This window comes from Campylobacter showae (assembly GCF_900573985.1).
Classification (GTDB): Bacteria; Campylobacterota; Campylobacteria; order Campylobacterales; family Campylobacteraceae; genus Campylobacter_A; species Campylobacter_A showae_E.
On record NZ_UWOK01000001.1, the window covers coordinates 878,588 to 902,232 of the forward strand.

Genomic DNA, 23,645 nt, shown 5'->3' on the forward strand with positions numbered 1-23,645 from the left:
CCTTATAAAATATGCACTTCGTACATGTAGTCGTTTTCGTCTAGGCCGTAGCGAACGGTGCGGTGATAGACGCTAAGGCCTTTTTCCTCGAAAAACTCCACCAAAGCGATGAGTTGTTTGTGGCTGTTTTCTCTGTCGAAATAGAAAATTTGTTGCGGATCTTTGGCAAATGCCGCTTCGATTTTTTCAAGAGAGATCGTTTTTGGTTTGGCGTCAAGTTGCGTTCTAGCGAGTTTTAGCTCCATTTTTAATCCTTTGAAATCTTTAATTTAATCTGTGAATATAGCAAAAACATCTTAAAAAACGCATTAAACTTCTTAAAAGTATAAAGCTTGTATAATACCCCTCTAACTCAAAAATTCCCCCAAATTTAAATAATGGAGCAAAAATAATATGGAAAAAATAGCGGATATCATAGAATCTATCGCAAATGAAAAAGGGCTCGAAATCGAAGACGTAAAAGAGCGCGTCATAAGAGCTATTATCAATACCGCAAAGAAAATTTACGGAGAAAACTACGAATACGACGCGGTTATAGATAATGCGACCAAGACCCTTCATCTATATCAAAAAATCACCGTCGTAGAGGACGACGACGAGCGCTTGGCCGAGGATAACGAGCATTATCTCGGCGTAAGCGAAGCTAAAAAAGTAGACTCTGGCGTAGAGATCGGCGACGAGCTAACCTACGAGCTATCTACCGACAACCTCGGTCGCACCGCCGCGCAGACGCTTCACAAGGAGCTTGAGTATCACATCCAGCGCCTTATGGAGGAAAAAATCTTTCAAAAATACCAAGACATGGTCGGACACATGGTTTTTGGCTCGGTCACGCGCGTAGATAGCGAGGAAAATACCTTCATTGAGATAGACGAGCTACGAGCCGTGATGCCGCGCAAAAACCGCATAAAAGGCGAGAAATTTAAGCCGGGCGACGTCGTAAAAGCCGTCATAAAAAGCGTCTATATCGACAAATCTATGGGCATCAAGGTCGAGCTAAGCCGCACGTCGCCAAAGTTCCTCGAAGCCCTACTAAAAGCCGAAGTACCGGAGATCAAAGACGGACTCGTACTGATCGCGGCAAGCGCTAGAATCCCGGGAGAACGCGCTAAAGTAGCACTCGTAGCTACCTCGCCTAACGTCGATCCCGTGGGCGCGACCGTGGGCACCAAAGGCGTGCGCATAAATGCCGTTACAAAGGAGCTAAACGGCGAAAATATCGACGCGATCGAGTATTCGGCCGAGCCTACTATCCTCATCACGAGAGCGATGGCGCCGGCGATCATCAGCTCGGTTAAAATCGGCGAGGACAACAAAGCCGTCGTGAGTCTAGTAACCGAGCAAAAGAGCAAAGCTATCGGCAAAAGCGGTATAAATATCAGGCTAGCTAGCATGCTAACAGGCCACGAGATCGAACTAAACGAGCTTGGCGCTAGAGGCGAGAGCAAAGACGAAAACGCGAAGGATCTAAAGGCGCTATTTGGCGATCTGTAGTCAAATTTGAGCCTTTTAGTCGCATTTGTTTCGGGCGGTAAATTTGAGGCGCGGCGTCTGGGCCAAATTTGAGATAAATTTATTTACTCAAATTTGATCCACTTCGTTTGCCAAAATTTGCCGCTTTTTTTATTTTCTATTTTTAATGCGTTAAATTTTATTCATAAATCAACAAATTTGCCACGCTTTTCTCGCAAAACCCGCACTGCAAAAATCTTGACGCCAAATTTACAAAATCGCAGCAACCATAGAGCAAATAAATCCAATGCATTTAAATATAATCTTAAAAATGTTTAAGGATACAATATGTAAAATATCCGCAATAACCTCGCAGGATTCAAAATGAATGAAAAATCGCCGACTCAAACCAAATCCCTCAAAAAACTACTTTTGATAGCTCTCGTAGTCGGCCATATCGGCATGTACGTAAACCAAAGGAGCGAGTGGCTCTATGACGGGCAGCCGTATCCAAAAGCAAAAGAGTGGCTAATAGGCGCAAATTTTATGATGGTGTATGGCAATTTTCTAACCAAACTACCCTTTGTCGATGAAAAAATCCTTATCGTCCAGCCCGTGCTTGCCTTGCAGGATTATTTCATAAAAAGATGGAAAGAAAATTTACCAGACGACGATGCGGAAAAGTACGCGGACTGGTATGTTTTTAGGCTGATGATGTATATCATGAACACATCAGGCAGCACCGTCCTATACGCTAACAACAAGTATTCTTTTACGCTAACAACAAGTATTCTTTTACGCTAACAACAAGTATTCTTTTACGCTAACAACAAGTATTCTTTTACGCTAACAACAAGTATTCTTTTACGCTAACAACAAGTATTCTTTTACGCTAACAACAAGTATTCTTTTGAAGAGACGATAGAATTTAACGAAAAAGCCTGGGAAACTATAGAAAATATGGTGAAATTTGAGGCTAAGGATAAGATGTTTCAAAAAATCAGGCTTGCGGCTTTTAATAACTTATCGATTATTTTCACGAATAATTTTACGGCGTATTGGATAAAAAATCCTCTGTATTCTAAGCCCAAATCTAAAAACTATAGGTCGGACGAGTCTCAAGTAAACATACCAAAGATGCTTAAAGACGTCAAACAGCACGAAAGACTCATAAAGTTGCGCGAATATATAAAATATATGAATGCGCTTTACTCTTCAAAATATCCCGAAATTTACGACAAAGCTCGCAAAGCGGATACGGCAGAATACCTTGAAAACAAAAGAATACACGCGATAGCAAGCCAAATTTTATACTGGCAAATACGTACAAATAGGCATGCAAACATAGACGGCTTTTGTCAAACGGATAAAAACGAGTATCTAAAAGACTACATCGAAACTAGAAAATGGTTTTTGACAAACGAGGATGATTTGAAGGCTAAGGGGGTTAGCATAAAATCGACCGTAATAAAATCGGTGGATGACAAGATAAAAGAGGTTTGCGAGGACATGAAATTTTAAAATACGCCGCGCAAGCGTCAAATTTTATAAAGCGGCAACGAGATAAATTTAAGATTAAGGCGGCAGATAAACCGCCAAATTTTAGGTTATTTATTTTTAGTAGAGCGGTACATCGGGTGCTGGTAGTCGTTCCTCTCGCAACCTGTAGCTAAAAATCCAAATACCAAAGCAAGCGCGCACAATATAACTTTTCTCATTTTCTCCCTTTTTTGAATTTCATTTTCGCGCGATTATAGCAAATTTTGCGAAATTGCCAAAATATCCGCGGCTAAATTTGGCGGAATTTAGGCGGAGCTATTTTCGTCAAATTTGGCGCCGTCCAACGAGAGTCAAAAAAGCGCGAGCGTTAAATTTGCTGGTCCGATTTTCGCTCTTGCTCGTCTAGCGCCCGCACACGATAAATTCGTGCTTGCAGGCAAATTTGCTAGCCGAAATTTGGCCTACCTGCCGACTCGTTTTGCGTCGCGCCGAGTCATAATATATTAAATTTTTATCCAAAAAAAAGTAGAATATCTCATCTTAAATTTAAGGAAAATCCGTGTTGCAAGCATTAGCGCTTAGATATAGACCGCGAAATTTTAGCGAGCTCGTAGGCCAGGAGGCCGTCAGCACCAGCCTCACGCACGCTCTGGACGAGAACCGCCTCACTCACGCCTACCTTTTTTCGGGGCTTCGCGGCAGCGGCAAGACCTCAAGCGCGAGGATATTTTCAAAGGCGCTGGTTTGCGATCACGGACCGACTAGCCAGCCCTGCGAGCAGTGCGCCAACTGTATTGCCGCAAACGAAGGCCGCCATATCGATATCATCGAGATGGACGCGGCCAGCCACCGCGGTATCGACGATATAAAGGGGCTCATCGAGCAGACCAAGTACGCTCCGGCGATCGCTCGCTTTAAGATTTTTATCATCGACGAGGTGCACATGCTCTCCACACCCGCGTTTAACGCGCTGCTAAAGACGCTCGAGGAGCCGCCGCCCTACGTCAAATTTATCCTGGCTACGACCGATCCGCTCAAGCTCCCAGCCACGGTGCTATCGCGTACGCAGCATTTTAGATTTCGCCAGATCTCGCGCCCGGACGTCGTCGCGCATCTTGATTTTATCCTAAACCGCGAAAACGTCCCGCACGAAAAAGAGGCTCTCGAGATCCTCGCTCGTAGCGGCGCAGGCTCGCTGCGCGATACTCTTACGCTGCTAGATCAGGCTATCATCTACGCCAAGGGCGAGCTCACGCAAAGCGCCGTCGCGCAGATGCTAGGACTCCTTGATCCGCAGCGCATAGAGGAGATTTTATCTCTCGTTATGAGTGGCGATAAACCTGCTGTGAGCGCGGTGGTAGCGCAGCTAGAGAGCTATGACGCCGAGATGGTGATAGATGAGATAACGGCCAATCTCAAGGCGAATTTCCTCGCGCAAAGCCCGAAATACTCACTACTTTTGTATGAGAGATTTTTTAGGATCCTCTCGCAGGCGCGCTCGATGCTAAGCGTTAGCAGCGACGGCGGATTCGTGCTTGGCGTGATGCTTTTTATGATGATCGAGGCGATAAATCTAAAATCGATCGACGAGATGATAGCCGTTGATGCGAGAGAAAAATTTGCGGATTCGCATGCGCGCGCGGTTTCAAATTTCACGAGCGGACGAGGCGAAGCGGCTAAATTTACTGCTCCTGCGCAGACTGGTCAAATTTCACCCTCTACGGACGGATCAAATTTGACGGGTGCAAACGGGGCTAAACTCGCCTCGCAAAACGGCGCGGCTCAGGGGCGCAATTTGAGCGCTCAGACTCTAGCCGGCTCGGCAAATTTAAATGCCAAGATGCCGCAGGAGATGGGCGAGCAAACCCTCGCTGCGAAAACTCAAAACCCCGCCTATGAGGCGTTTCTAGCCAAAATTTACGACCGCAGCTTTGATCTTGGCGAGTGTTTTAAAAACTGCATAGAGTTTTTGGAGTTTTCGGACGGTTGCATGAGCCTAGCATCAAGTGCGGCGGGCGAGGATCAGCGGCGGCTTCGCGAGGGTTCAAAGGTGATTTTGCAGATCTTGCGCAGTCTTTTTGGCGAGAGCGCAAAGATAAAGATAACTCCCAAGCAAAGCCCAGAAATAGGGGCGCAAAAGCAAAAGGGTGCGGTAAATTTGGGTGATGAGCACGCTAGCGCGGAAAAATCTGATGACGCCAAAACTGTTTCAAACCATGAGAGTGGCAAATTTGACGCGGACGTCGCGCCTGAAAATTTAAGCCAAAACGAGCAAGCGCAAGAGCCCGAGCCCTCAAATTTGACTGAAAATTTGTTTTCGGACAGTAAAGGTGAGAGCGTGACGGCTGTGCCCTCAGAGCAAAATCTAGACGCTAAATTTGAAAGCGGCGAGCAGGGCGAGCAAACGCAAAATTTGACGCCGCAAACGCAGGCGGGTACTTTTCAAACGGCTAACGACTCAGCGCCGAGCACGCAAGCTAATAGCGACTCTCTACGCGACGAAACCGCGTCCTTAAATTTAAACGAAAACGAGTCAAATTTGACGCAAAGCTCGCAAATTCAGGCGGGTTTAGAGCGGCCGACAGAGCCTAAATTTGCGCCTGATTTTGAGAGCATGCGCGATGACACGCACGATTTTCACGAGGCGTATTCGCTAAAATTTAAGAGCGACGATGGCACCCTAGCAGGTGCAGATCTGGCGTTTTTAGACGACGAACTAAGGCGGCTAGAGGGCCAAAATGTCGCAAAAACGGAGCAAAAACCAAGCAGCGCCGCTAAATTTAACCAAAACCACACGCCGCAGACGGCTAGCTTCGGCGAGCCGCCGTTTGATCCTGAAGACGTGAGCGAGATGTTTAGCGAGGTGGCCGAGTATAATGACGGCCTTTTTGAGCAAGACGCAAGCGAGTCTGTAAACGCGGCTGTAAGGCAAAATTTAGATACGGTAAATTATTTAAGCGGCGAAGAGTTTCAAAGCGAATCAAATTTTAACGACTCGTCCTTAAGCGAGACAAATTTTAACGCTCAAAATCCTGCGCCAAATTTGGTCGCAAAAACTCAAGCCGATCCTAAGGCTGCAAAAAATCAGGCGGTTTTAAAAGAAGCCAAGCGACTATTTGGAGAGCCTGAAATTTTAGAAATTTGAGGCGTTTAATTTAGCTCGTTAAATTTGCATACCGTTTTGCTATTTTTGGCAGGGCGCTACCGTCAAAGCGTGGAACAACGGACTAAACGCCGATCAAAAAAAGCGCCTTGAACGCGAGCTAAAAATAGGCGTGAGTTTAGGCGAGACTACGCCGATGTTAGCCCAAAGAATAGCGCAGGCTTTGCAAAAAAACAAACGCGACGCTACGGCTATCGCTCTAACCGGAGCGGGCGCAATAGTAAGCGAAATTCGCCAAGCCTTTTTTGAAGCAAACGCGGGCGTCATAAAATGCTACAAATACCAAGCCACGCTAGATACTCGCACGTCTGAGCTATGTAGAGCCTACGACGGCCTAACGTGGGATAAAGACTACAAACCTATCGGGCATAACTTCCCGTTTCGCAAACCGCGCGTAAATACTCATTTTAATTGCCGTAGCACCATAATACCCGTAACCAAAAGCTGGGATGAGCTGGGCGCCCGGGGAATGGACGAAGCAAGCGGTCGCACTAGGTCAAGTATGAACGGCTACGTGCCGCAGGATATGACGTTTAACGACTGGCTAAAAACCCAAAGCCCCGAAGTGATAGAAAAGACGCTAGGCAAAGGCAGAGCCGAGCTATTTATGCAGGGTAAGATCACTATGCGGGATTTGATAACGCAGCAGGGGCGTGCACTTGATTTGAGAGATATTTACAAAAAGAAAAGGCTAAACGAATACGACACCAGGAACGTGAAGCATTTTGATATTCCGCGCAAACTAGCTAAAAGGATAAATTTGAAAACGGATACCATACGGGGCAGTATTGATTATTTATATGAAAAACACCCCGAGATGTTTATTAACAAAGATGATTTAAAAAATCAAATCATAGACGCCTTGAGAAACCCTGAATTTATAAAAGAAGCTACATTTAAAGCTGATGGCGTAATTATCGGCAAGTCGATAGACGATAAGAAAAAGAAAATGATTGACATCGGCATAAATATAAACGACGGCGTGATTTTTCACATAAACAAGAAGCGTTGGGATACCACAATAAAAGCTTTAAAAAATAGGTAAGCGGTGAGACCACCCACACCCTCACACAGGTTTCTATCCCCAGGGGCGGTAATGCTTTGCTAAGAAGCTGGGCTGTTTGACGAGCCGTTCGCTTACCTACTTGTGAAATTATACCATATTTTTACCAAACCAACCCCATTTAAAATTTAAGTTACTATTCTATCAAAGGCCGTGCCTTAAATTTACTCTCGTGGAGGATAGAATGGATATTGAGGAGCTAAAAAAGCAAGTTAGTGATTTGCAAGCCGAAAAAGAAGCGATGAACGCTAAAAACAAAGAGCTTTTAAGCGAGATAAAAAAGCTAAAAGCGAAAAAACGCTAATGATTGCTCATGCCCGCAAAGCGGCGGACAGCAAAAGCTAAAGGTAAATTTGAAAGGCCGCGTTAAATTTTGGCGTTCAAATAGCCGTCGCTGGCATAAATTTAAGCGGCGACGGTTTGTAAATTTATAAAATTTAGAGTATTTTGAAGTAGGTCGGCGAGCCGAAACGACTCGCGCAAGGGTTAAATTTACCTAAAAACACAACTTCACTATTCGTTTAGTATCGAAAGCAACTCTTTGTTATCCTTGGTTTTTAGCATCTTGGCGTATAAAAACTTAAGCGCCTCTACGTCGTCCATCGTTGCGATAGCCGAGCGGATAGCCCAGATCTTTTGTAGTTCGTCCGGTTTTTGTAGTAGCTCCTCTTTTCTGGTGCCTGATTTTAGTACGTTGATAGCCGGGTAGATTCGGCGATCGGAGATGTTGCGATCTAGTACGATTTCGCTGTTGCCCGTGCCTTTAAACTCCTCGAAAATCACCTCGTCCATACGTGAGCCCGTGTCGATGAGTGCAGTGGCGATGATGGTGAGGCTACCGCCGTGCTCGATGTTTCGCGCCGCGCCAAAAAAGCGTTTCGGCTTGTGCAAGGCGTTTGCGTCCACGCCGCCGGTTAGTACCTTGCCGCTTGGCGGAGTTACGGTGTTATACGCACGCGCTAGGCGGGTGATGCTATCTAGCAGGATGATGACGTCCTTGCCCATTTCTACGAGGCGCTTGGCCTTTTCGATGACGAGTTCGGCGACGCGCACGTGATTCATTGCAGGCAGGTCAAACGTCGAGCTAAACACTTCGCCCTTTACGCAGCGCTGCATGTCGGTGACCTCCTCTGGACGCTCGTCCACGAGTAGCACCATGAGATGAGACTCTGGATGGTTGCGCGCGATGCCGTGGGCTAGCTCTTTCATGAGCTCGGTTTTACCGCTTCTAGGCGGGGCGACGATGAGGCCGCGCTGACCCTTGCCAAGTGGTGTAAAGAGATCGAGCACGCGGCCCGTTAGCTTCATAGGATCATATTCGAGGCGAAGTTTTTCCGTCGGGAAAAGCGGCGTTAGGTTGTCAAATAGCGGTCGCTCCTTGGCCTCGATTAGCGGCATATAGTTTAGCGCTTCGATTTTTAGCAGGGCGTAGTATTTTTCCTGATCTTTTGGCTCGCGTACTTGACCCGTCACTATGTCGCCCACACGCAGGGCAAATTTGCGAATTTGAGAGTTTGATACGTAGGCGTCGTTTGAGCTGTCGCTGAGGTTCGCGTCTACCGAGCGCAAAAAGCCGTAGCCCTCGCTCGTGATCTCTAAAATGCCCGTGAAAAGTATAAATCCGCCTTGTTTTGTTTGGGTTTTTAGGATCTCAAATATCAAATCTTGTCTGCGAAATTCGCGCGGATTTTCGACGCCGACGCTGTTTGCTATCTGCACTAGCTCGTCTAAGCTTAGCATTCTTAGTTCTTCGATTTTGTGGCCGTCGACGGGGATATGAGTGCGCGAGTTTGGATATTTTTTGGTCGTTTTTTGACTTTCCTGCGTGGAATTTGCAGGCTGGGTTGCGTTATTTTCCATCGTGTCCTCTTTAAAATTACGGAATAATTTTGTAGATAAATTTAAGTTTCAAAAGAAGTTTTGAAAGCCCGCATTTTATAAAATTTTGGCTTTGATGTCAAGAAGTGATATAATCTCGCCAAAAATGAAAAGAAATCTCAAAATGATGGATTTTAAAGATGGCAAGCGCGAAAAAACGATAATAAAAACCGCGCTTATCGGCATAGTTACAAATTTTTTCTTAGCCGCGGTGAAAATTTTTATCGCCATAGTCTCAAACCCGGTCGCTCTGATATCAGACGCCGTAAATAACCTCAGCGATGCAGGCTCAAGTATCATCACGATATTTGGCTCAAAACTAGCTAGCAAGATACCGGGCGAAGCCCCACCCTTACGGCTACGGCAGGACCGAGTATATCGGCGGTCTTATCGTTTCGGTCATCGTGTTGATGTTAGGATTTCAGTTTCTAAAAACTTCGGTCGAAAATATTTTTGCACCTGAGCCCACCAGTTTTACGATGCCGTTTTTGGCGTTTTTGTTTTGCGCGATATTCGTCAAATTTGCGCTCGGCTTTTACTATAAAAAGATCGGCAAACAGACCAAATCTATCTCACTAAAAGCCGTAGGACAGGAGGCTTTGGGCGACGCGATCATATCGTGCGTGATCCTTGCTTCGGCTGCGCTTTCGTACTTCGCCGACATCCAGATAGACGGATATGCGGGTGCTTTGGCGTCGCTTTTTATTATCATAAACGGCGTACTTTTGATAAAAGAAACTTTTGATAAAATCATCGGCCAGCGCGTCGAAAAGGAGATCAGCGACGAAATTTACGCCGCCGTAAATCGCTGCGAGATCGTGCGCGGCGCATACGACCTGATACTTCACAACTACGGCGCGCAGCGATACGTGGGCTCGGTAAACGTCGAGATAGACGAGCATTTGCCTCTTAGCGAGGTTTCGCAGAGGCTAAACGAGCTTCAAATCGAGATTTATAAAATTTACAGGATTTATCTGGTTTTTGGCGTTTATAGCGTAAATTTGGGGCAGGACGAGAGCCGCGCCTGCGTGGCAAATTTGCTCTCGGAGTTTAGCAGCGTGCGCGGATTTCACGCGTTTTTCATCGATAGCAAGAAAAAGAGCGTGAGGTTTGACGTAGTGGTCGATTTTGCCGAGAAAAATCTAAGCCGTCTGCGCGCCGAGATAGAACGCGAAGTAGCGTTAAGCTTTCCGGGGTATAAAATTTTCATCGTGATAGATAGGGAGTTTGCGTGAGGGTTGAGAGAGGGGCAAATCGGTAGCGCCTAGGACGTTTTAATGTGTTATAATCGTGCGGCTTAAAAATATAAAACTAGAGCGTAAAAATTTTAATCTAATCGTGAGAAAAAATGGCATTTTTAAAAATTTTGACTTGTGCATTTTCAATGAGTTTTTGCTTTATGAGTATCTACGGGCTTACGACTAGCGCGGTAGAGCTTGTGCTTTTTACAGAGTATAATCCGGCAGGAGATGCCGATCCTCTAGGCGATTTGGGCGATCCGCTTGATTGGCTTGAGCTAAATATCGCTTATTTGGTTGGTTTTTGGATATTTTTTAGCGGCGTGTGCGCAGTGCTTTATAAGCGGCTAAGTTGCTTTGACGAAATTGCAAAATTTTTCATAGATCTGTTTTTGCCTGCCGCTGCGACGATTATTTTAGCGCTTATTTTGGGTGCGGTACTCCCGTTTGCGGTCGGGGCTCAGCCGGAGAATGCTGTTATCGCCCAAGGGTTTGGCATATTTTTAGCCGAAATACTTTTTATAATCACAATAGCTTGCTTGCTAAAAAGAGAGCAAAAGTAGTAAATTTAGCGCTCAAGACGCCATTTATATTACTACAAGTTTCCAAAGAGCGGTTATGGGTAAAAATTCCTTGTAAAATTCGAGGCTCAAATTTGTAAGCGTTAAAAATTCGCTCGTAAATTTGCCAGCGTTTTCAAGGTGCGGGTTTTGTCTAAATCTGATCAAATTTATGGTTACGTCTATGCGTGAGCAAAATCTGTCAAATTTGCTGTCAAATTCAGGCGCAAGCGAAATCCACGCCAAAGCTTGCAAAATCAAGCGAGGCTTTAGAAATTTTACGTATAATCTAAAATCTTAAAACGAAAGAAAAAAGTAACCGATGGGCAAATTTAAGTGCGCGCATTGCAGGGGCGAATTTGAGCGCGAGGCTCTGATAGAGCGCGGCGGGGAGCTGTTTTGCTGCGAGGGGTGCGCGGGAGTTTACGAGATACTTAACGCAAGCGGGCTTGGCGAGTTTTACGAAAGGCTTGGCAAAACTACGCTAAATCCGGCTCGGGGCGCGAAAAATACGGCGCAAAAGTCGCAAGAGGACCTCGCGGCTATTTATCAAAACTACGTCAAAAACGAGAATGGATTTAATAAAATCTCGCTCATCATCGAGGGTATCCACTGCTCGGCTTGTATCTGGCTAAACGAGAAGGTTTTATTTGCGCAGAAGGGAATTTTAGAGGTAAATATAAACTCGGTTAATAACAAAGCCCTCATTGTCTGGGACGAAAACGAGATAAATTTGGCTCAAATTTTCGCTCTCATCCGCTCCATCGGCTACGAGCCCTACCCATACGACGCACAGGCCCAGGAGCACAGGCTCGCGGGGCAGAGGCGCGAATTTTACGCGCGGCTGCTTGTCGGGATATTTTGCACGATGAACATCATGTGGCTGGCCGTCGCTCAGTACGGCGGCTACTTCACGGGCATGCGCCAGGACGTGCGCTCTATAATAAATTTCGCCGAATTTATCCTCGCTACGCCGGTACTTTTCTACACGGGAAGCGGTTTTTTTAGGGGTGCTTGGAGCGCGCTAAAAAACAAAACGCAAAACATGGATAGCCTCATCGTCACGGGCACGCTAGCAGCTTACATTTTCTCGATCTACGCGATGTTTTCGCGGCAAGGAGAGGTGTATTTCGACTCGGTTGCGATGATAATCACTTTCGTATTTATCGGCAAATATCTGGAAATCTTGAGCAAGAAAAAGGCCGCCGACACGCTCGATAATCTAAACTCGCTAAATTTAAACTCCGTTAGCGTCAAAGACGGCGACGAGATAACGCTAAAAAGCGCGCAGGAGGTGAGGGTGGGCGAACTCGTGGTCGTGAGAGCTGGCGAGCGCGTGCTGCTAGACGGCGTCGTCGTAAGCGGGGCGGCGAGCTTTGATCTCTCTAGCCTTAGCGGCGAGAGCGCGCCAGTGTATCTGAGCGCGAAAGAGGGCGAAAATGAGATAAAAAGCGGCTCCGTGTGCGTGGACGGCACGCTAGTTTATGAGGTTGGCGCCGTATTTAGCGAGTCGGTGCTAGCGCGTATCATAAATCTGCTCGAAACCGCCGCAGCCAAAAAGCCCAAAATCCAGGCACTCGCAGACGCTATCGCGGCGAGGTTTTCAGCTGCTATCACGATGCTGGCGCTAGCGACGTTTGCGTTTTGGTTCTGGCGCACTGGCGAGCTCTCCGCCGCGCTCATCGTCGCGATCTCGGTCGTTGTGATCTCGTGCCCCTGCGCGCTTGGGCTTGCTACGCCCGTTAGCACGCTCGTTGCGCTTGGGGCGGGCTTTAGGCGCGGGATACTTTTTAAAGAAGCGCGCATCATCGAAAGCCTAGCTAAGTGCGATACGGCCGTGTTTGACAAGACCGGCACGCTCACGTCAGGGCGGCTTAAGGTGAGTAAATTTACGCGCGTGGGCAAATTTGACGCAAGCGCGCTTTTTTCGTTAGTTAGCGGCTCGGATCATCCCGTTAGCTGCGTCGTTGGCGAGTATCTTCGAGCAAATTTTAGGGATTTAAAACTTTTAGAGTTAAGCGGCTTTGAAAACATCGCAGCGCGCGGAGTAAGGGCTAAATTTGGCGGCATAAATCTAGCCGGCGGGAGCGAGAAATTTATGCGCGAGCTAGGGCTTTATGGCGGCGAAGCAGTGCGCGGGACTTGCTATTTTTTCGCTGCAGACGGGGGGATCGCAGCGGCATTTGAGCTAGAGGAGAGCCTAAAAGATGGCGCCAAAGAGTGCGTAGCCGCGCTAAAAAACGCTGGCATACGCGTAGCGATGCTAACGGGCGATAACGAATACGCCGCAAAGCGCGTGGCAGAGGAGCTAGGCGTGGGCGAAACGGTCGCAAACGCTCTGCCCACGGATAAGGCCGCCTACGTAGAGAGACTGGCTCAGCAAGGGCGAAACGTGCTGATGGTAGGCGACGGGATCAACGACGCCGCCGCGCTCGCGCTCTCAAGCGTGGCCGTGTGTATGGGTAGCGGAGCGGCCGTGAGTATCGCAAAAAGCGACGTCGTGCTGATGAGAGACGATCCCGCCTCGCTAGCGGCTGCCGTAGCGCTCGCGCGCAAAACCTACCGCATCGTGCGGCAAAATTTGGTCTTTTCGCTCGTTTATAACGCCGTGACGATACCGCTGGCGATGGCCGGCTACGTCGCGCCCGCCGTGGCTGCGCTATCGATGTCGCTAAGCTCGGTCGCGGTCGTGCTAAACGCGCTGCGGGCTAGGAGCGAGCGATGAGCGGGGCGGTCGTGGCGATGATGATCGGGGTCTCGACGCTGCTGGGCGCGTGCGGGCTGGCGGCGCTGCTGTGGGGGCTCAAAACTAGGCAGTTTGACGATGAGCGAAAGTTTTTGGACGGGACGAAATTTGACGACGAAGACGCGCTAAATGATGCCTATGAGCTGGAGCTGCGCCGTAAAGAAAAGGGCTATAAGCCGCCTGAGTGAGGCGAATTTACGCCTGTGTTCAGTTCGTCTTTGCCGCGAAAATTCGGTTATTTTGGGTCGTAAAATTTGCCGCGAAATTTGATTTTGAGAGTGGGCGATATTTGCGTTTTAAATTTGACGACGAGTGTTTGGAGTCAAAATTTGGACCGTAAATTTAATCCTTTGCGGTTAAATTCATCGTTAAATTTCGACTAACTACGGCATAATGACGGACAAAAATTAAGCGTGAGATTTTGGCGTCTTGGACGGCAAATTTACCGTGCAAAATAATAAAAGCGCGCAAGCGTAAGCTAACGGCGTAAAAAATCGGCTATCCTTTGCCGGCAAGCGCGTCGCCGGCAAATTTAGCCTCTCGTCGGCTAAATTTACTCGCTCTAGCGATGCCTCGCAATCAAATCAAGATTGCCGCTTGACGCACCCGCTGGGTATGCCGCCTGCTTGGAGTTTAGGCGGTCCGGAGCCGTTTAAATTTAATCGCCGCAATCACCTAGCGGGCGTGGCTTAGTCCTAATAATTTTTTGCTTTCTTGCTTGTAAAAGCTTCGCTCTGGCAAGCATTTTTAATCTACTTTTAGCTTTTTAACGATATGATTCCGCAAATTTAAACAAAGGAAACAACATGAAAACGCTAGTTATCTTATCGCACCCAAATCTCGCCGCATCTCGCGTAAACAAAGCTTTATCGCAGGTAGCAAAGGCTGCTACGGACGTCGAAGTGCGCCATTTGGAGGGGCTTTACGGCTTAGATATCGCACGCATAGACGCCAGCTCAGAGCAAGACGCGTTAGCGGCTGCCGAGCGCATTGTATTTTTGTACCCGATGTACTGGCTAAACGTGCCGCCTATGCTAAAAGCCTATATCGATATCGTCTTTTCGCACGAGCTAGTGGGTTCCGGCGCGCTTAAAGGCAAGGTCTTGCAGCTTGCGCTAAGCGTCAGCACCCCGCTTGGAGAATACTCTAAACAGGGCGCGATCGGCTTTAGCTTGGATGAAATTTTAACGCCGCTTAAGATCGCGGCAAACTACTGCGGGATGGACTTTGCCGTGCCGTTTATCAGCAGCGGATTTGAGCCCGGCGAGTTTGGCGACGATGCCGTAGACGCCGCAGCCGCGCGCTTTGGCAAGCTTTTACGAGGAGAGCTAAGTACTAACGAGTATCAAATTTAGTTTTGCCGTCCGTAGTTACAAGCTCGTGATTTTAAGTGAAGCCGCCAGCCCGGTTTTTAGCTAGTCGGCGCTGGCGTATATAATAATTTTGCTCGAAATTGCCGCGCTCAAAGTATGATTTAAGCATTGCGAACGAGTAAAGTCTATGTGCAAGATTGACGCGGTCGCTTCGTAATTCATCTCATCGACCGCCGATATTTTTTTATGTTAAAATCGCAGGTATTATTTCAAGCTATCGATATACTCGCTAACAGCCGCCATATCCTCGTCACTTAGGTTTTTGGCGTGGATTTGCATGACCTTGCCCATGCCAAAGTTATTGTTTGAGCCATCTTTGTAGCTTTGTAGCGCTTTTATGCGGTCCTCTTTGCTGATGCTAGTTAGCGCAGGTACTTTGTTTGCGTATTTTACGTCCGCTTTTTCGCCGTGACAGGCTGCGCATTTTTTGTAAATAGCTGCGCCGTCAGCCGCAAGCAGAGATAAATTTAGCGCCAAAACGGCAGTTGCAATGTGATAGATTTTCATCTTTCGTCCTTTTTGATAGAAATTTAGACGAGATTATAGCCCTAAAAGCTTAAAAGAAAAGAAATTTGATAAAAAAGTTACTAAAATGAAGCGCGAAATAAAAAGCAGAGAAAAATCGGCGGAAAAACTCCGCCGAAAAGGGTTATTTTAGAGTAGGGATGTACTCTGATAGAGCCGCGATGTCATCGTCGCTAAGAGGTTTTGCGATAGGTTTCATCATAGCTGCGCTTTTAAATTTATCTAGAGTGCCTGCTTTATAGCCTTTTAGGCTCTCGGCGATCTCTTCTTTTGAAAGCGTGTTAAGCGCAGGAACTTTATTTAGATACACTTTTTCGGCTTTCGGTCCGTGACAGGCTGCGCATTTTTTGTAAAGAGTCGCGCCGTCAGCGGCAAATAGGCTACCCGCTAGCAATGCGGCAGCTCCTGAAACAATGATAAGCTTTTTCATTTTCAATCCTTTTTGATAAAATTGTAGACGTATTATAGTCTTAAAAGCTAAATTTTACATTATTTTTTTACATTAGTTTATATCGCGGCGCGGGCGGCGATTTTCGGTTAAATTTAGATTTTTTTTGTATAATTTTCGACATGGATAAAATAGAGCTTAAAACGGTGCCCAAAAAGGCGCTTTTTCTTGATCGCGACGGCGTGATAAACGAGGATGCGGGCTATGTTTATAGGCGCGAGGATTTCGTTTTTAAAGAGGGCATTTTCGCCGCTTTGAGAGAGTTTGCCAAGGCCGGCTACGCGCTAGTTGTAGTGACGAATCAATCGGGCATCGGGCGAGGCTACTACACGCTGGAGCAGTTTGACGAGCTTTGCAGGTTTATGCTGGGCGAGTTTGAAAAAAAGGGCGTAAAGATAGAGAAAATTTACTTTTGTCCGCACGCGCCTGAGGCTCTTTGCGGTTGCCGTAAACCAAAGCCAGGCATGCTGCTAAAGGCCGCAAACGAGCTAAACATCGACCTTGCGCGCTCGATCATGATAGGCGACAAGGATAGCGACGTGCAGGCGGGGCAGAGCGCTGGCGTCGGGGTAAATTTAAAACTCGGCGACCGGCTAAAAAGCGTGGCTGAGGCGCTAGAGTTTTTAAAAAAAGAAGGAAAAATATGAAAGATATAAAAAGAGTAGTAATTACGGGCGCGGCGGGCTTCATCGGCTCAAATTTGGCTCATTATTTTGATGAAAATTTAAAAGACGTAGAAGTGCTCGCCGTGGACAAATTTAGAAGCGACGAGAAATTTAGCAACGGTAATCTAAAAAGCTTCGGGCATTTTAAAAATTTGCTCGGCTTTTCGGGCGAAATTTATGAGGGCGACATAAACTGCGCAAAAACGCTATCTATGATCGAGAAATTTGCCCCGGGTGCAATCTTTCACGAGGCGGCGATCTCGGATACCACTGTAACCGAGCAGGGCGAGCTAATGAGGACTAATCTAAATAGCTTTAAAGATATGCTAGATATCTGCGAAAAAACGGGCGCGCGCATGATATACGCAAGCTCCGGCGCTACGTACGGCAACGCAAAAAGCCCGCAAAGAGTCGGCGAATGCGAAGCGCCGAATAACGTCTACGGCTTTTCAAAGCTAAAAATGGACGATCTGGGTCGAAAATACGCTAAAAAAGGCGTAGTAGTCGTGGGGCTGAGATACTTTAACGTCTACGGCGCGAGGGAGTTTTATAAAAACAAAACCGCCTCGATGGTGCTGCAGTTTGGTCTGCAAATTTTGAGCGGGAAAAATCCGCGCCTCTTTGAAGGCAGCGACAAAATCAAGCGTGACTTCGTCTATATAAAAGACATCGTGCAGGCCAATTTGCTCGCCCTAAATGCACCAAGCGGCGTGTATAACGCGGCGACGGGCACGGCAAGAAGCTTCCAAGAGATCGTGGATATCTTGCAGCGCGAGCTGGGGTCAAATTTACCTTGCGAATACATCCCAAACCCGTACGCGCGCTCATATCAGTTTCACACGCAAGCAGACATCGAGCCGACTAAAAAGGCGCTGGGATACGAGCCCAAATTTAGCCTAGAAGAGGGCATAAAAGACTACGCAGCCGAGATAAAAAGGATATACGAGGAAGAGATAAATGCGTGAAGTACGTGCTTTGGTCGCGGGCGATCTGATGCTCGATCACTACATCTGGGGCAGCTGCGAGCGTATCTCGCCAGAAGCTCCGGTGCAAGTGGTAAAGATAAAAAACGAAACCAAACGCCTAGGCGGAGCGGGCAACGTGGTGTTAAATTTGCTCTCGCTAGGCGCAAAAGTTGGCGTCATGAGCGTACTCGGCGACGATGAGACGGGCGACGAGATAGAGCGGATCTTGTGCGAGCAGGGCGCTAGGGCTGAGTTTATAAAAAGAGAAAAAGGGCGCACGAGCTCGATAAAAAGCCGCGTGATGGCGACGCATCAGCAAGTCGTGCGCATAGACAAGGAAAGCGTCGAAGCCGTAACGTGCGAGGACGAGCTGGCGGCAAATTTCGCCCGCGCGCTAGAGAGCTACGACGTCGCGCTGCTATCGGACTACGGCAAGGGCGTGCTGACGCCGTCGCTGTGCCAAAAGCTCATAAAAGCCTGCGCATATGCGGGCAAACCCGTACTAATCGATCCAAAAGGCGTGGACTACTCGAAATACAAGGGCGCCACGCTACTAACGCCGAATAAAAAAGAAGCGGGCGAGGCAGTGGGCTTTAAAATAGAAAACGACGAGCAGCTTTTTACGGCGCTAAATTTACTAAAAAACGAGCTAAATTTGACGCATTCGCTGATCACGATCTCGGAGGAGGGTATCGCGCTTTTAGAGGACGCTCAGGCAGTTAAATTTCCCGCTCTGGCAAAAGAGGTCTTTGACGTAACTGGCGCGGGAGATACGGTGCTAGCGACGCTTGGCGTGATGCTGGGTGCCGGCGAAGGCATCAAAAAGGCGATCGAGACGGCAAATTTAGCTGCCGCAGTCGTCGTGGCTAAGGTCGGCTCGGCTACGGCTAGCTTTGAGGAGATAAACGAACTCGTGCGCCGTAAAAATGCGGCAGGCTTTGAGGAGAAAATCAAAAGCGCGGATGAGCTGGCCGCGACGCTGGCAAACCGCGGCGAAAAGCGGCTCGTTTTTACAAACGGCTGCTTTGATATCCTGCACGCGGGACACGTGAGCTATCTAGCGAAGGCGCGGGAATTCGGCGATATACTAGTCGTCGGACTAAACTCGGACGCCTCGGTGCGCGCGCTAAAAGGCGACGCTCGCCCCGTAAACGCGCAAGCCGACCGCGCTACCGTGCTAGCGGCTCTCGGGGCGGTTGATTACGTGACAATATTTGACGAGCTAACGCCTCTAAATTTGATCGAAAAGCTACTTCCCGACGTGCTCGTCAAGGGCGCGGACTACGAAGGCAAAGAGGTCGTGGGAAGCAGCGTTGTAAAAGACGTGCGGCTAGTGGATTTTGTAGCCGGCAAAAGCACGAGCGCGACGATAAAAAGGATAAAAAATGAAGACTCTTGAGATGATAAAAAGCGAGCTAGAAGGACATCTAGCTACGATAAAGGCGACCTTTGCGCTAGAAAACGACATTAAAAAAGCCTGCGAAACGGCGGTAGCGACGCTAAAGGCGGGCGGTAAAATTTTACTTTGCGGAAACGGCGGAAGCGCTGCAGACGCGCAGCATATCGCAGCCGAACTAACGGGTCGCTATAAAACCGAGCGCGGCGCGCTAGCTGGCATAGCTCTAACGACCGATACTTCCGCGCTCACGGCGATCGGCAACGACTACGGATATGAGTTTGTTTTCTCGCGTCAGCTGGAGGCTCTGGGCCGCGAGGGCGATCTGCTCATTGCGATCTCTACTAGCGGAAACAGCGGTAACGTCGTAAAGGCGCTCGAGCTCGCGCGTAAAATCGGTATCAAAACCATTGGACTAAGCGGCCGCACGGGAGGCGCGATGAACGAGCTTTGTGAGCTAAATTTGGTCGTGCCGTCAAACGATACGCCGCGCATCCAAGAGATGCACATAATGATAGGGCATATCATCTGCCAAGCCATCGACGATGCGTTTTAGGCTAAATTTAAAAGCATTTGCGGCGGCGGAGTCAAATTTGGCCCGCCCAGCCGCTCTCTAACTCCGCCTAGCGCGCAAGCAAATTTAATCACCCATGAAAACCCAAACTCCAGCCTACGCCGTCATCGATCTAAAATCCTTCTATGCCTCGGTCGAGTGCGTGGAGCGAGGGCTTGATCCCTTTGAGACGAATTTAGTCGTCGCAGACGCCAGCAGGGGCGAGGGTAGCGTGTGTCTAGCCGTTAGCCCCGCACTAAAGGCTCTTGGCGTAAAAAACAGATGCAGGCTGTTTGAAATACCTAAAAATATAAAATATATAATTGCGTCGCCCAGGATGCAGTTTTACATCGACTACGCGGCTAAAATTTACGGCATATACCTAAAATACGTAGCCAAAGACGACATCTACGTCTACTCCATCGACGAGGCCTTTATCGACCTCACCTCGTATCTAGAATTTTATAAACTAGAAGCTAGAGCCATGGCAAAGATGATAATGGACGACATCCTAAAAACCACGGGTGTAACGCCGACCTGCGGCATGGGGACGAATCTATATCTAGCCAAAATAGCCCTTGACATCCTAGCCAAACACAGCGAGGATAATATCGCTTTTTTAGACGAAGCTCTCTATAAAGAAAAGCTCTGGACGCACCAGCCGCTAAATGATTTTTGGCGCATAGGCAAGCAAACTAGGGCTAAGCTTGAGCGATACGGGATATTTTGCATGAAGGATATGGCAAACGCTCCTTTTAGCCTGCTTGAGAGAGTTTTTGGTATCGACGCCTACATCGCGCTAGATCACGCAAACGGTATCGAGCCCACCACTATAGCTGACATCAAAGCCTATAAGCCCTCAACCAAATCCTACTTTAGCTCGGAAATTTTACCAAGAGACTACGAGAGGCTGGAGGCTCTAATCGTGCTAAAAGAGATGACCGATAGGCTAGCTCTAAAGATGATAAACGAGGAAGTGCGGGCTAGCGGGCTCACGATAAATATCAAATTCGCCGATAAAAACGAACCCGCGCAAAGAGCAACGGTAAGGTTTAAAACGCCTAGCAATATCGCTAGCGTGCTCATGGATGCAGCACAAGAGCTATATCTAAAAAAGATAAAAAACGCAGGCCTCATCAGGCAAATCGGCATATCTGCAAACGACGTCGTAAAGGAGAGCAAAACCGAAAGAAGCCTCTTTGAAGAAGAGAACGCAAAAGAAAAAACGGTGCTAAAAACCCTAAATCAGATAAAAGAAAAATACGGCAAAAACTCTATCCTAAGAGCTATCGACCTGCTACCCGAAGCCACCGGCCGAGATAGAAATAAAAAGATAGGAGGGCACAAAAGCGGTGAATAAGGACAGAGCCAAAATCTTTAGTTCGTTTAACCCTCTTTCAACCCTAGAAAAAGCTCTAAAAGCGCAGGAGCGAGAAAAGAGCGAAAAGCTAGATCTGGACGAGTCTAAGATAGAAGAGATCCTAAACAAAATAAGCAAACTAAAACCCGCCGACAAGGTAAAAATCACATACCATGACGGGCAGGGCTACGTGAGTATAGAAGGGCTGGTTTCAAACGTAAATTTGATGGATAAAAGCTTAACGGTAGTAAAAACGAGGGTCAAATTTGACGATATTTACGCGGTTGAGGTTGTTTCGTGAGGCGGCATCTTGGTCGTTTTGCGGTGTGCGAGATGATATGTACGGCATAAATTTTACTTTGATCGCGCTTTTCTTGACGGATAAAAATTAAAAATCGGTATAGTAAAATTTGCCTTGATTAAGCGGCTTTGCGCTATCTCAAATGCGTGCCTTGCGTGCATTAAATTCGGTCGCGCGCCTTTTTCAAAGCATTTGTGCGCGAGGAGCTTTTGCTTATTTGCGGTTGCTCAAGAAAACAGCCGCGCACTCGCTAAAACGCCTAATCTCCTTGCGATTTTGCAAAAAACTCTCGCTCGATCGTTTCTATGACGGCTTGCGGTGAGAGATCTTTCATGCAGGCGTGGGTTTTTAGTGGGCAGACGCGCTTCATGCAGGGCATGCACTCTAGATTTAGGTGCAGGATGCGAGCGTTTTCGTTGCGCCACGGACAGGTCTGCGTAAATCTCGTCGGCCCAAAAAGCGCGATCGTAGGCGTCTTGTAGACTGCTGCGATATGCATCGGGCCGCTGTCGTTCGTGACGAATATCCCGCCGCTTTGTCCGATGCCGCCGATATTTTCGCAAAGCTCCCGCACGCTCGTTTTACCCGCTATATTTTCGCACGCCGCGCCGTTTTGGCGTAAAATTCGCTCGATCTGCTCGCACATATCCCGCTCGCCCGCGCCGCCAAAAATCATAATCTTAAACTCGTCTTTAAAATATAGCGCCACCTGTGCGAAGTAGGCCGGGTACCAGCGTTTGGCGCTTCCGTAGCTAGCTCCCGGATTTAGCCCGAGTACTGGAGCGTCAAATTTGCGCGGCTCAAAGTAAAGCTTCAGCTTGTCGTCCGCCCGTTTTAAATTTAACGCCGCTTTGACGAATTTTAGGTATTTTTGCACCTGATGCGCGCCGTCTTTGCTCTTTTGAAAAACAAATTTTCTCTCCACCCGCGCCCCGTAAAGTAAAACCTTGCTCGCAAACGAGCTTCTAAAGCTAAACGCCGCGTCAAATTTACCGAGATTTCTAGCCTGCCAAAATAGCCGCCAGAGCCTAAATTTAGCCTTTTTGCTGTTATCAACGATGGCGCATTCGCAGTTTGGGTGAGCTTTAAAAAGCTCGCACGCCGCAAATGAGCCGAAAAATACGATTTTAACGGGCTCATCGGCTAATTTTTCTAGATTTTGATTTTCTCGCTCACTCGCCGTCAAATTTACGCCGCAATCCGCGTCAAATTTATCGTCCAAATTTGCTGCGCCGTTTTTAAAAATTTGAATTTCTTGCGTTACCGAGCCGAAATTTTGCGACGAAAAGCTAAAATCTCGTTCGCCCAGGTCCGCAAATTTGCCCGTCAAATTTCCCGCGCCAACCGCCGCGTGCTTTGCGATAGTCTCCACTGCGGCGCTTGCCATCACGGCGTCGCCCAGCCAGGTCGGTAGCTCAATCAAGATTCGCACGTATGATCTCCAGCGTCGCGTTCGCGTTTTTTTCGATACTAAACTCGCTAGCAAGCGCCAAATTTCGTTCTTGTAGCATTGCTAGCCGCTCGTCGTCGTTTAGGATATCGTCGATCAGAGCGCAGATGCCGTAGTCTTGCGGCGAGCTCATCACAAACTCCCCCGGTAGTATCTCCGCCGCGCCGTTTTGAGCGGTTGTAATAGCGACGCAGCCGTAGCTAAGCGCCTCTAAAACGACGTTTGAAAACGGTTCGTACGCCGTCGGGAACAAAAAGAGCTCGCTGCCCTCGTAAAATCTCGCCGCGCTTTTTTGCGCGCCCGTAAATACGGCGTTTAGGCCGAGTTCCTTGGCTAGATTTTTGTAGCGGGCGGCGTTTTTGTCGCGGCCGACGATCAGGCAGTTTACGCGGGTTTTTAGACGAGCCGCGATGCGTAAAAACTCCTCCGCGCCCTTGCGTTTAAAGCCGCTTCCCACAAACAGCAGCGTCGGTAGGTGAAAATCAAGCCCGAATTCTTCGCAAAGAGCGAGCTTTGCCGAGCCTTTTTGCACGCGCATAGGCAAATTTACGCCGTTATAGACGACTGCGATCTTTTCCTCGGCGATGCCGTAGGTCTCGCAAATTTGACGCTTTATGAAATTTGAGTTGGCGATGATTTTTTTAGCGTTTTTAAAAGTACGCTTTTCAAGGTAGGGAACTACGAAATTTAGGGGATTTGTGAACCAAAAAGGCTTGGTTTTCATATAGACTTTATGCACGCCGTCACCCGCGCGGTAGATATCGGCGCAGGTGATGCGCTCAAGGCTAAAATAAATCTCGTCCGCGCCTTTTTGCCGCTTTGCTTGCGAGTTAAAAAGCAGGGCTTTGATCCACGAGCTTAGTTTTTTGCTGCCGTTAAATCCGCGCGTCTCGCACGCAACGCCCGAGTCTTTTAGGGCTTTAACGAGCCTTGAGAGATATCTCTGCGCCCCGCCGATAGCGTCCAGATCGAGCCTTAAAAATACTATTTTTTTCATGTTCGCCTTTTA

General features: G+C 47.9%; 25 protein-coding genes. 18 read left to right on the forward strand and 7 right to left on the reverse strand.

What is annotated here, in order from left to right; genetic code table 11:
- Positions 1-2 precede the first annotated feature (2 nt).
- Positions 3-245, reverse strand: a complete 243-nt coding sequence (locus EE116_RS04400; protein WP_122873392.1) for an HP0268 family nuclease — start codon at positions 243-245, stop codon at positions 3-5.
- Positions 246-393: 148 nt separating this feature from the next.
- Between EE116_RS04400 and nusA the strand changes: the two genes are divergently transcribed.
- From nusA to EE116_RS04425, 5 genes are all read left to right on the forward strand, one after another.
- Complete coding sequence (gene nusA, locus EE116_RS04405) at positions 394-1,494, forward strand: transcription termination factor NusA (RefSeq protein WP_122873393.1); 1,101 nt, start codon at positions 394-396, stop codon at positions 1,492-1,494.
- A 342-nt stretch (positions 1,495-1,836) separates the two neighbouring features.
- Positions 1,837-2,256, forward strand: a complete 420-nt coding sequence (locus EE116_RS04410; protein ID WP_122873394.1) for a hypothetical protein — start codon at positions 1,837-1,839, stop codon at positions 2,254-2,256.
- Between the two features lie 333 nt (positions 2,257-2,589).
- A complete protein-coding gene (locus tag EE116_RS04415; RefSeq protein ID WP_163028029.1) occupies positions 2,590-2,973 on the forward strand; it encodes a hypothetical protein in 384 nt (127 codons plus the stop codon).
- 538 nt (positions 2,974-3,511) lie between these two features.
- Positions 3,512-6,097, forward strand: a complete 2,586-nt coding sequence (locus EE116_RS04420) for a DNA polymerase III subunit gamma/tau (RefSeq protein ID WP_122873396.1) — start codon at positions 3,512-3,514, stop codon at positions 6,095-6,097.
- Between the two features lie 28 nt (positions 6,098-6,125).
- Positions 6,126-7,160, forward strand: a complete 1,035-nt coding sequence (locus tag EE116_RS04425; protein ID WP_277418961.1) for a minor capsid protein — start codon at positions 6,126-6,128, stop codon at positions 7,158-7,160.
- 531 nt (positions 7,161-7,691) lie between these two features.
- Here EE116_RS04425 and rho read toward each other — a convergent pair.
- Positions 7,692-9,038, reverse strand: a complete 1,347-nt coding sequence (rho, locus tag EE116_RS04430; protein ID WP_122873398.1) for a transcription termination factor Rho — start codon at positions 9,036-9,038, stop codon at positions 7,692-7,694.
- Between the two features lie 142 nt (positions 9,039-9,180).
- Between rho and EE116_RS13025 the strand changes: the two genes are divergently transcribed.
- The 3 genes from EE116_RS13025 to EE116_RS04440 all read left to right on the forward strand — a co-directional run bounded on the left by EE116_RS13025 (position 9,181) and on the right by EE116_RS04440 (position 10,857).
- Positions 9,181-9,519, forward strand: a complete 339-nt coding sequence (locus EE116_RS13025; protein ID WP_277418944.1) for a cation efflux transmembrane domain-containing protein — start codon at positions 9,181-9,183, stop codon at positions 9,517-9,519.
- Positions 9,458-10,291 (forward strand): cation diffusion facilitator family transporter, encoded by an 834-nt coding sequence (locus tag EE116_RS04435; protein ID WP_277418962.1) that lies wholly within the window; start codon positions 9,458-9,460, stop codon positions 10,289-10,291. The genes EE116_RS13025 and EE116_RS04435 overlap by 62 nt, the downstream gene beginning before the upstream one ends.
- Before the next feature lie 149 nt (positions 10,292-10,440).
- Entirely contained in the window at positions 10,441-10,857 is a 417-nt protein-coding gene (locus EE116_RS04440; protein WP_163028031.1) for a hypothetical protein, read from the forward strand.
- Positions 10,858-10,881: 24 nt separating this feature from the next.
- On the opposite strand, the gene EE116_RS04445 is transcribed toward EE116_RS04440, so the two are convergent.
- The gene (locus EE116_RS04445) at positions 10,882-11,115 is read right to left on the reverse strand and encodes a hypothetical protein (protein ID WP_122873400.1); all 234 of its coding nucleotides are present in this window, start codon (positions 11,113-11,115) and stop codon (positions 10,882-10,884) included.
- A gap of 61 nt (positions 11,116-11,176) precedes the next feature.
- Between EE116_RS04445 and EE116_RS04450 the strand changes: the two genes are divergently transcribed.
- The 4 genes from EE116_RS04450 to EE116_RS04460 all read left to right on the forward strand — a co-directional run bounded on the left by EE116_RS04450 (position 11,177) and on the right by EE116_RS04460 (position 14,955).
- Positions 11,177-13,579, forward strand: coding sequence for a heavy metal translocating P-type ATPase (locus EE116_RS04450; RefSeq protein WP_122873401.1), 2,403 nt, complete (start codon positions 11,177-11,179; stop codon positions 13,577-13,579).
- A complete protein-coding gene (gene ccoS, locus EE116_RS04455) occupies positions 13,576-13,788 on the forward strand; it encodes a cbb3-type cytochrome oxidase assembly protein CcoS (RefSeq protein ID WP_002949952.1) in 213 nt (70 codons plus the stop codon). The genes EE116_RS04450 and ccoS overlap by 4 nt, the downstream gene beginning before the upstream one ends.
- Positions 13,785-13,940, forward strand: a complete 156-nt coding sequence (locus EE116_RS12445; protein WP_163028032.1) for a hypothetical protein — start codon at positions 13,785-13,787, stop codon at positions 13,938-13,940. The genes ccoS and EE116_RS12445 overlap by 4 nt, the downstream gene beginning before the upstream one ends.
- Positions 13,941-14,406: 466 nt before the next feature.
- A complete protein-coding gene (locus EE116_RS04460; RefSeq protein WP_122873402.1) occupies positions 14,407-14,955 on the forward strand; it encodes an NAD(P)H-dependent oxidoreductase in 549 nt (182 codons plus the stop codon).
- Between the two features lie 222 nt (positions 14,956-15,177).
- Here the strand turns inward: EE116_RS04460 and EE116_RS04465 are convergent, their stop codons facing one another.
- Together EE116_RS04465 and EE116_RS04470 are read right to left on the reverse strand one after the other, a co-directional pair.
- Positions 15,178-15,480 carry a c-type cytochrome gene (locus tag EE116_RS04465; RefSeq protein ID WP_122873403.1) on the reverse strand — a complete coding sequence of 101 codons (303 nt, stop codon included), beginning with the start codon at positions 15,478-15,480 and terminating at the stop codon, positions 15,178-15,180.
- 142 nt (positions 15,481-15,622) lie between these two features.
- Positions 15,623-15,928, reverse strand: a complete 306-nt coding sequence (locus EE116_RS04470; RefSeq protein WP_122873404.1) for a c-type cytochrome — start codon at positions 15,926-15,928, stop codon at positions 15,623-15,625.
- 140 nt (positions 15,929-16,068) lie between these two features.
- On the opposite strand from EE116_RS04470, the gene gmhB reads away from it, so the two are divergent.
- From gmhB to EE116_RS04500, 6 genes are all read left to right on the forward strand, one after another.
- Positions 16,069-16,593, forward strand: coding sequence for a D-glycero-beta-D-manno-heptose 1,7-bisphosphate 7-phosphatase (gene gmhB, locus EE116_RS04475; RefSeq protein ID WP_122873405.1), 525 nt, complete (start codon positions 16,069-16,071; stop codon positions 16,591-16,593).
- Entirely contained in the window at positions 16,590-17,576 is a 987-nt protein-coding gene (rfaD, locus tag EE116_RS04480) for an ADP-glyceromanno-heptose 6-epimerase (RefSeq protein ID WP_122873406.1), read from the forward strand. Before gmhB ends, rfaD begins: the two co-directional genes overlap by 4 nt.
- Positions 17,569-18,975: a D-glycero-beta-D-manno-heptose-7-phosphate kinase gene (gene rfaE1 / locus EE116_RS04485; RefSeq protein WP_122873407.1), complete on the forward strand. Its 1,407-nt coding sequence runs from the start codon at positions 17,569-17,571 to the stop codon at positions 18,973-18,975. Before rfaD ends, rfaE1 begins: the two co-directional genes overlap by 8 nt.
- The gene (gene gmhA, locus EE116_RS04490; protein ID WP_122873408.1) at positions 18,962-19,528 is read left to right on the forward strand and encodes a D-sedoheptulose 7-phosphate isomerase; all 567 of its coding nucleotides are present in this window, start codon (positions 18,962-18,964) and stop codon (positions 19,526-19,528) included. Before rfaE1 ends, gmhA begins: the two co-directional genes overlap by 14 nt.
- Before the next feature lie 94 nt (positions 19,529-19,622).
- Positions 19,623-20,885 (forward strand): Y-family DNA polymerase, encoded by a 1,263-nt coding sequence (locus EE116_RS04495; RefSeq protein WP_122873409.1) that lies wholly within the window; start codon positions 19,623-19,625, stop codon positions 20,883-20,885.
- On the forward strand, positions 20,878-21,186 hold the full coding sequence (locus EE116_RS04500) for a YolD-like family protein (RefSeq protein WP_122873410.1): 309 nt from the start codon (positions 20,878-20,880) through the stop codon (positions 21,184-21,186). The genes EE116_RS04495 and EE116_RS04500 overlap by 8 nt, the downstream gene beginning before the upstream one ends.
- Before the next feature lie 259 nt (positions 21,187-21,445).
- On the opposite strand, the gene EE116_RS04505 is transcribed toward EE116_RS04500, so the two are convergent.
- Positions 21,446-22,618 carry a glycosyltransferase family 9 protein gene (locus EE116_RS04505; protein ID WP_338120523.1) on the reverse strand — a complete coding sequence of 391 codons (1,173 nt, stop codon included), beginning with the start codon at positions 22,616-22,618 and terminating at the stop codon, positions 21,446-21,448.
- Positions 22,602-23,633: a glycosyltransferase family 4 protein gene (locus EE116_RS04510; RefSeq protein ID WP_122873411.1), complete on the reverse strand. Its 1,032-nt coding sequence runs from the start codon at positions 23,631-23,633 to the stop codon at positions 22,602-22,604. The genes EE116_RS04505 and EE116_RS04510 overlap by 17 nt, the downstream gene beginning before the upstream one ends.
- Between the last annotated feature and the right edge of the window lie 12 nt (positions 23,634-23,645).

Coding starts and splice junctions, on each gene's coding strand:
- EE116_RS04465 (WP_122873403.1), bottom strand. CDS start 15,480: ATGAAAATCTATCACATTGCAACTGCCGTTTTGGCGCTAAATTTATCT.
- EE116_RS04450 (WP_122873401.1), top strand. CDS start 11,177: ATGGGCAAATTTAAGTGCGCGCATTGCAGGGGCGAATTTGAGCGCGAG.
- EE116_RS13025 (WP_277418944.1), top strand. CDS start 9,181: ATGATGGATTTTAAAGATGGCAAGCGCGAAAAAACGATAATAAAAACC.
- rho (WP_122873398.1), bottom strand. CDS start 9,038: ATGGAAAATAACGCAACCCAGCCTGCAAATTCCACGCAGGAAAGTCAA.
- EE116_RS04410 (WP_122873394.1), top strand. CDS start 1,837: ATGAATGAAAAATCGCCGACTCAAACCAAATCCCTCAAAAAACTACTT.
- rfaE1 (WP_122873407.1), top strand. CDS start 17,569: ATGCGTGAAGTACGTGCTTTGGTCGCGGGCGATCTGATGCTCGATCAC.
- gmhA (WP_122873408.1), top strand. CDS start 18,962: ATGAAGACTCTTGAGATGATAAAAAGCGAGCTAGAAGGACATCTAGCT.
- EE116_RS04440 (WP_163028031.1), top strand. CDS start 10,441: ATGAGTTTTTGCTTTATGAGTATCTACGGGCTTACGACTAGCGCGGTA.
- ccoS (WP_002949952.1), top strand. CDS start 13,576: ATGAGCGGGGCGGTCGTGGCGATGATGATCGGGGTCTCGACGCTGCTG.
- EE116_RS04510 (WP_122873411.1), bottom strand. CDS start 23,633: ATGAAAAAAATAGTATTTTTAAGGCTCGATCTGGACGCTATCGGCGGG.
- EE116_RS04470 (WP_122873404.1), bottom strand. CDS start 15,928: ATGAAAAAGCTTATCATTGTTTCAGGAGCTGCCGCATTGCTAGCGGGT.
- rfaD (WP_122873406.1), top strand. CDS start 16,590: ATGAAAGATATAAAAAGAGTAGTAATTACGGGCGCGGCGGGCTTCATC.
- EE116_RS04400 (WP_122873392.1), bottom strand. CDS start 245: ATGGAGCTAAAACTCGCTAGAACGCAACTTGACGCCAAACCAAAAACG.
- gmhB (WP_122873405.1), top strand. CDS start 16,069: ATGGATAAAATAGAGCTTAAAACGGTGCCCAAAAAGGCGCTTTTTCTT.
- EE116_RS04495 (WP_122873409.1), top strand. CDS start 19,623: ATGAAAACCCAAACTCCAGCCTACGCCGTCATCGATCTAAAATCCTTC.
- EE116_RS04460 (WP_122873402.1), top strand. CDS start 14,407: ATGAAAACGCTAGTTATCTTATCGCACCCAAATCTCGCCGCATCTCGC.
- nusA (WP_122873393.1), top strand. CDS start 394: ATGGAAAAAATAGCGGATATCATAGAATCTATCGCAAATGAAAAAGGG.
- EE116_RS04415 (WP_163028029.1), top strand. CDS start 2,590: ATGCTTAAAGACGTCAAACAGCACGAAAGACTCATAAAGTTGCGCGAA.